Raw genomic sequence first — 6,941 nt, forward strand, 5'->3', positions numbered from 1 at the left:
CCTATCCACGGCTTCCGAATAGCGACCGATGATCCCTCAAGATCGCCTGCGCGGCGTTATGGCCGGGAGCGCCGGTGACGCCGCCGCCGGGATGGGCGCCTGAGCCGCAATGGTAGAGGCCCCTCAACGGCCCGCGATAATCGGCATGGCCTAGCATCGGCCGCGCCGAGAACAGCTGGTTCAGTGTCAGCGCGCCGTGGAAGATGTCGCCGCCGAGAAGACCGAACTGCCGTTCGAGATCGAGCGGGGACAGGATCTGGCGGCCGAGCACGCTCGCGGCAAAACCCGGCGCGTATTGATCCACCGTCGCGATCATGAGATCGGCGACCTCGTCGCGATGGTCGTCCCACGACTTTCCGTCGGGAAGCTCCGGCGCGACGTGTTGGCAGAACAGGCTCGCGACGTGCTTTCCCGCGGGCGCCAGCGTGTCGTCTAGCGTCGAGGGGATCAGCATCTCGACGACGGGTGACCTGCTCCAGCCCTGCGCCCGCGCATCGAGATAGGCGCGGTCCATGTAGTCGAGGCTCGGCGCCAGGATGATGCCGGATGAGAGATGATCGCCTTCGCCCGGCAGCGCCGTGAAGGAGGGCAGGCGGTCCAGCGCCACGTTCATGCGAAAGGTGCCGGAGCCGTTCTTCCAGTGCCGGATGCGAGCGAGGAAGTCCGCAGGCAGGGCATCGGCCGCGACCAGGTGCGTGTAGAGCAGCTTTGGATTGACATTGGCCGCGACATATTTCGCGCGGATGGTCTCGCCGTTCTCCAGCACGATTCCGACGGCGCGGTCGCGCTCGACGATGATCTCACGGACGCCCGCGTCGGTGTCGATCAGGACGCCGCGGTCTCGGGCCGTGCGCGCCATCGCCTGCGTGATCGCGCCCATGCCGCCGATGGCATGGCCCCAGACACCCTTCTTGCCGTTCACCTCGCCGAAGGCGTGATGCAGCATCACATAGGCCGAGCCGGCGGCGTAGGGGCTGGCATAGTTGCCGACGATGGCGTCGAAGCCGAACAGCGCCTTGACCAGATCATGCTCGAAGCGCTCGTCCAGCATCTCGCCCGCCGAGCGGGTGAAGAGATCGAGCAGGCTGCGGCTCTGTTCCAGGGTGAGGCCGCGCAGGATGTTGGCAGTCTTCCAGGCGTTGACGCCTTCGCGGACGGCCGCTGTGCCAAAACCGTCGACGAGGTTCGGCGGCGCGCGGAGCACGAACTGCCGTAGCACGTCGGCGATGTCTTCCAGCTCGCGTGAAAACCCGTCGAGCGCGGCTGCGTCATGCGCGCTCAGCCGCGCGACCGATGCGTGCGTCCGTCCCTCGCCGGTGAGGAGATAGGTGGCATCTAGCGCGGGCAGAAAATTCTGGGCGCGCCGTTCGACGATCCGCAAGCCCTGCTCGGCGAGCTTGAGGTCACGGATCACCTGCGGATTGAGCAGGCTCACGGTGTAGGCCGCGACCGAATTGCGGAATCCCGGGTGAAACTCCTCCGTGACCGCGGCACCGCCGACCACCTTGCGGCGCTCGACCACATGCGCGCGCAGGCCGGCCATCGCGAGATAGGCCGCGCAGGTGAGGCCGTTATGGCCAGCGCCGATGATGACGACGTCGGTTTCGCTCATGATCAGTTCAAGTCCAATCCACCGTCATTCCGGGCGTTGCGGAGCGCGGCTACGGTGCGGGGGTCCGCACCGGAGAATCTCGAGGTTCCGGGTTCGATGCTTCGCATCGCGCTGGAACGACATCTGTATATCAGGCATTTCTCGCGGCAACATCACGTCTCCCTTTATTGCCCGTTCAGGCGCCTTATGCTCCATTGCGCGCGTCCGGCGCCCGCCGGGGAATGTTTGCCGGAGCGCTCATGGATTCGATCGTGCAACCTGCCGCCACGGAGCAGCCGTCTTCGTCGCGCAACCGGCTGCTGCTGACGGTCTACACCGCGGCGATCTTCGTCAGCGCGCTGCTGCTGTTCTCGGTGCAGCCGCTGTTCACGAAGATGGTGCTGCCGCGGCTCGGCGGCTCGCCGGCGGTGTGGTCGGTGGCGATGGTGTTCTTCCAGTCGCTGCTGCTGGCGGGCTACGCCTATGCGCATCTGCTGATGCAGGTCAAAAACCGCATCGTTCCGGTCGCGGTGCATCTCGTGCTGTTGATCGCAGCCTTCGCCACGCTGCCCCTCGGCATCGCCTCCGCCTATGGCGAGCCGCCCGCTTCGGGCTATGCGTTCTGGCTGCTCGGCCTGTTCGTGGTCTCGATCGGTCTGCCGTTCTTTGCGCTCGCCGCCAACAATCCGCTGCTGCAGGCCTGGTTCGTCCGCACCGGCCATCCGGCCGGACACGATCCCTACTTCCTCTATGCCTCCTCCAACATCGGCAGCTTCCTTGCGCTGTTGTCCTATCCGTTCCTGCTGGAGCCGATATTCACGCTGCACACGCAGAACCGGTTCTGGACCGCCAGCTATGGCCTGCTGATCCTCCTGATCGGCGCCTGCGGTGTGCTGTTGTTGCGCTCGCCGAAGCTGGCTGAGGCCGTTGCGCGAGCCGAGGATGCGCATGCGCCGGCGCCGGGCTTCGTGACGCGGCTACGCTGGATCTTCCTCGCCGCGGTGCCGTCGGGCCTGCTCATCGCGGTGACCGCGCACATCTCCACCGACGTCGCGGCGGCGCCGCTGCTCTGGGTGTTGCCGCTGTCGCTGTATCTGCTCACCTGGGTGGTGGTGTTCCAGTCGCGGCCGCTGTTGCCGCACAAATGGATGCTGATGCTGCAGCCGGTCGCGATCGCGGGCGTCGTCGTTCTGCTGGCCTTCGGCGGCGAGCAGAACCTGCTGCTGACGCTCGGCGGTCACCAGCTCTGCTTCTTCGTCATCGCCATGGCGTGCCATGGCGAGCTGGCGCGGACCCGGCCCGCCGCCAAATATCTCACCGGCTTCTATGTCGCGCTGTCGTTCGGCGGCATGGTCGGCGGCCTGTTTGCGGGACTCCTCGCGCCGTTCACCTTCTCGTGGATCGCCGAATATCCGATCCTGATTGCGTTCGCGGCATTGTGCCGGCCGCTTGCGAACGAGCGGCTGGCGGGCATCGTCAAATGGTATTGGCTCGCGCTCGCCGCGCTCGCGGTGGCGCTCGTTGTGCCGTCCACCACCACGGGCGGCCTCTCGACCTGGTTCGAAGATCACCGCGTTTGGGTCGCGGGCAGCGTCGGCGTGCTCGCAGCGTTGCTCGCGCTGGCGCTCAATGCCGGCCGCTGGAAGATTTTTGCGACCGTCGCGCTCGCGCTGGCGTTGATCCGGGTCTATCCGGCGGACGAGGGCCGCGTCACCACGGTGCGCAGCTTCTTCGGCGTGCACAAGATCGTGGTGACGCCCGGTGGCTATTTCCATGTGCTGATGCACGGCACCACCATCCATGGCGCCGAGCGCTTCCGCAACAATGACGGCACGCCGGTCGCCGGCCGGCCCGAGCCGATCACCTATTATCACAAGGATGGCGGCATCGGTCAGGCCGTCAGCGCGATCCGCGAGCGCAAGGGCGCAGCCCTCAAGGTCGCCGCGATCGGCGTCGGATCGGGCACGCTCGCCTGTGCCGCCGCGCCTGGCGAGGACTGGAAATTTTTCGAGATCGACCAGTCGATGGTCGATGCCGCGCGTGACCCCAAAAATTTCCGCTACATCTCGAACTGCATGCCGGACATGATGCCCGTGATCGGCGATGCGCGCCTCACCTTCGCCAAGGAGACCGACGGCGCCTACGACCTCATCATCGTCGATGCCTATTCGTCGGATGCGATCCCGATCCATCTCGCCACCGAAGAGGCGATGAAGATCTACAAGGATAAGCTCGCGCCGCACGGAGCCGTGGTCATGCACGTCTCCAACCGCCACCTCGATCTCGAGACCGTCGTGGTCGGCATAGCGGATGCCAACGATCTCAAGAGCTGGGTCTTCAACGAAGATTCCGGGCGCGATGGTGACTACATTTTCTCGACCGACGTCGTCATCTCCGCGCGCGAGGATGCCGATATCGGCCGGCTCGCCGCCTCCAAGTCATGGGAGCAGATCGAAGCCGACGACAGGGTGCGGGTCTGGACCGACGACTATTCCAACATCCTGGGCGCGCTGTATCGGCGCTTGCGGGACGGGGAGTAGGGCGGCACGTGCGGAGACTTGTGCCCCGGACGCCGCGCAGCACGAAGTGATGCGCTGCAGATCCGGGGCCCATGCCGCGGCGTCCTGGGTCCCGGCTCTGCGGAGCAGCGTTGCACGCTGCACCGCGTCCGGGACACGAGATCTTCTTACGGCTCGACCGGCGTTCCCGCCGGCAGCGCAATTCCTTTCTCGCCCGCGACGGCTCTCAACAGGTCCGGCCTGTCCGAGATAATGCCATCAACGCCGAGCTCGATCATCCGCGCCATGTCTTCGCGCTTGTTGACCGTCCACACCACCACGCGCAATTCGAGTCCATGGGCCTCCGAGATGAGCGCGGCGGTCACATCGCCGAGATAGGGCGACCAGATCGCGCCGCCCGCAGCCTTGATCGTCCGCGGCAGCGAACCGCCGTGATCAGCCGGGCTGAAGCCCGCCGTCCAGTTGGTGGCCTTGTCCAGCGCCACTGTCTGGCCTGAGCCGCGCTGGAGCGTCAGGTACACCGTCGGTATCTTCGGAGCCTGCTGCTGGACGAGCTGCAAGGTTCTCCAGTCGAAGGACTGGATCATGACCCTGTCGGAAAACGTTTCGGTCTCGATCAGTCCCAGCAGCTTCGCGACAAAGGCTGGCGGCTCGAGGGATTGGTCCGGATGGTTCGGATCGATCTTGGTCTCGATGTTCAAGCGCACACGCGAGTTGCCGGATTTTCGTACCAGCGCGAACAGCTCGCTCAAGCTAGGAATGCGTGTCCCCGGCACGGCGCGCTGGTCGGGGAATTGTTTCGCATAGGCGCTGTCCGGCCGGATCTGGCCGACGTCATAGCTCCTGACCTCATCGAGCCGCAGTTTTACCAGGGGAGTGCCGGGCGCAGTCATGTAAGCGCCGTCGGCGCTACGTGCGAGATCAGGATTGAGCCCACGCTCATGCGAGACGACGACCTCACCGTCCGCGGTGACGCCGACGTCGAGCTCCAGCGTGTCCACGCCCATCGACAGCGCGTTGGCGAAGGCCGGCAGGGTGTTTTCCGGCAACAGCGCCCGCCCGCCGCGATGCGCCTCGATATCGAAGGCCATGGCCTGTCCCGCCATCAGAACCGATAACGCAGTCACGACGGTCGCGGCACGTGATGGCATGGTGCCTCGAGGTGAATCTGTTTGTTCGTGTTAATCGGCGAGAGAGGTCGATGGCGACCGCGGATGGTCAGTTTTGATAGTAATAGCCGCGCGGCTGATAAACCTGCCGGGGCTGCGGCTGATAATAGGTGCCCTGCTGGCCGTAGCCCTGATTGTAATATTGCTGCGGCTGCTGCTGATACACTTGGGCGTCATAGAGCGGGCGGCCGGCCGAACGCGGCGCCGGATAGCGCGCGCCGGTGTCGCTGCCGTCAGCGGGATAGATGTAGTTGTCGTCCTGCGGCATGTAGCGGCGGGCGGGCTGCGCCGGCGGCGTCAGGTTCACGGGATCGCCTGTGGTGGCGTATTGCTCCTCAGTGGGCTGCTGCGGAGCCCGCGCCACCGCAGTGTTGGCGCGGCCACGCGGATTGCGCGCAAGCGCCACTTGCGCCGAGCCGGTCAGCGTCACCGTGGTGTTGAGCACGCCTTGCTGCTGCACCAGCGCATAGAGCGTCGAGGCATTCTGGCGCGACAGCCGCACGCAGCCATGGGAGGCGGGCGAGCCGAGGCGGCCAACCGAGTCCGTGCCGTGGATGGCGTGCCCGACCTTGGTGAAGAAGATCGCGTGCGGCATCGGCGCGTCGTCGAACTCCTTGGAGTAATGGTCCTCTTCCATCCGGAAGGCGCGGAAGCCGCCGTTCGGCGTCTCGCGCGAGGGGATGCCGGTCGACACCGGCCAGTGATAGCGCGCGACGCCGTCGACGGCGACGGTCATCTGCTGATTGTCCTTGTCGACGGTGATCTCGACCTTGGCCTGCGCGGTGCCCGCGCTCAAAAGCATCAGGGATGTAAAAGCAATGAAGAATGAACGCATCTGGAAACGCATTTGAATTCTGGCCTCCGGCCTGTTCACGCTAGCGCCGCGGCTCTCCGTCCCCGGCGTTCAATATGCCTGCAATCCGGCTTTCGTTCCAGCGGCCTGCCTGCCCATCGTTAACGCGACGGCCGGCGTAAGCAAGGCCGCTTTGTGCCGCGTAGCTTGCGGCGACGCTGACATTTTCGCGAGCGGCGCGCGTTCACAACGCCGACAATTCGTCATAAAGGCGCAACCATTCCGCCGCTCGGTGCGTTGATGATCGCCTACCTTTGACAGGCGGCGCTCGCCGCCATTCACCTTTTGGGATCGAAGATGAACAAAGCCCGTATCGCCGCCGCGCCGTCGCCGGCCGGTTTGTGCGTCCGCCTGCTGTTCGCAGCTGCCGCCCTCTTGCTCGCGCTGTTGTCACTGCCGCAAGCCGGCCACGCCCAGGGCATCGTCCGCGGCGCCCAGGACGGATCCTATGAAGGTAACCGGATCGCCGGCCCCGTGGGCGGCGCGGTCGGAGGCGTCGTCGGTGCCGGTGTCGGCGGCGCCGTCGGTGCAGTGGAGGGCGTGCTCGGGATTCCCCACCGTCATTACCGCCATTGCCGCGGGTACTATGACGGCTATCACCGCTTCCACTGCTATCGGTGAAGCAGTCCTGTAGCCCGGATGGAGCGAAGCGCAATCCCGGGGCCGCTGGAGCCCTGACGTGACATCGGTCCCGGATTTCGCTGACGCTCCATCCGGGCTTCTGTAACGGGCCTTGGTTAGTCAATCCCTTTTTGCGTCATCCACTCGCTGGGCACTTGCTTCTGTACGGGATCGGCGCGGTGGCCGTC

5 protein-coding genes are annotated in these 6,941 nt (G+C 65.5%); 2 read left to right on the forward strand and 3 right to left on the reverse strand.

Annotated features, from left to right (window positions below; translation table 11 throughout):
- Position 1 precedes the first annotated feature (1 nt).
- Positions 2-1,612: an NAD(P)/FAD-dependent oxidoreductase gene (locus IVA81_RS25950; RefSeq protein WP_247323174.1), complete on the reverse strand. Its 1,611-nt coding sequence runs from the start codon at positions 1,610-1,612 to the stop codon at positions 2-4.
- 239 nt (positions 1,613-1,851) lie between these two features.
- On the opposite strand from IVA81_RS25950, the gene IVA81_RS25955 reads away from it, so the two are divergent.
- Positions 1,852-4,131, forward strand: coding sequence for a fused MFS/spermidine synthase (locus IVA81_RS25955; protein WP_247323176.1), 2,280 nt, complete (start codon positions 1,852-1,854; stop codon positions 4,129-4,131).
- A gap of 146 nt (positions 4,132-4,277) precedes the next feature.
- Here the strand turns inward: IVA81_RS25955 and IVA81_RS25960 are convergent, their stop codons facing one another.
- Both IVA81_RS25960 and IVA81_RS25965 read right to left on the reverse strand, forming a co-directional pair.
- Positions 4,278-5,261 carry a glycerophosphodiester phosphodiesterase gene (locus IVA81_RS25960; protein WP_247323178.1) on the reverse strand — a complete coding sequence of 328 codons (984 nt, stop codon included), beginning with the start codon at positions 5,259-5,261 and terminating at the stop codon, positions 4,278-4,280.
- Between the two features lie 67 nt (positions 5,262-5,328).
- Positions 5,329-6,126, reverse strand: a complete 798-nt coding sequence (locus IVA81_RS25965; RefSeq protein WP_247323180.1) for a L,D-transpeptidase — start codon at positions 6,124-6,126, stop codon at positions 5,329-5,331.
- Between the two features lie 303 nt (positions 6,127-6,429).
- On the opposite strand from IVA81_RS25965, the gene IVA81_RS25970 reads away from it, so the two are divergent.
- Positions 6,430-6,753 (forward strand): hypothetical protein, encoded by a 324-nt coding sequence (locus tag IVA81_RS25970; RefSeq protein WP_247323181.1) that lies wholly within the window; start codon positions 6,430-6,432, stop codon positions 6,751-6,753.
- Positions 6,754-6,941 lie beyond the last annotated feature (188 nt).

Origin of the sequence: Bradyrhizobium sp. 141 (assembly GCF_023074055.1) — a bacterium.
Taxonomy (GTDB): Bacteria; Pseudomonadota; Alphaproteobacteria; order Rhizobiales; family Xanthobacteraceae; genus Bradyrhizobium.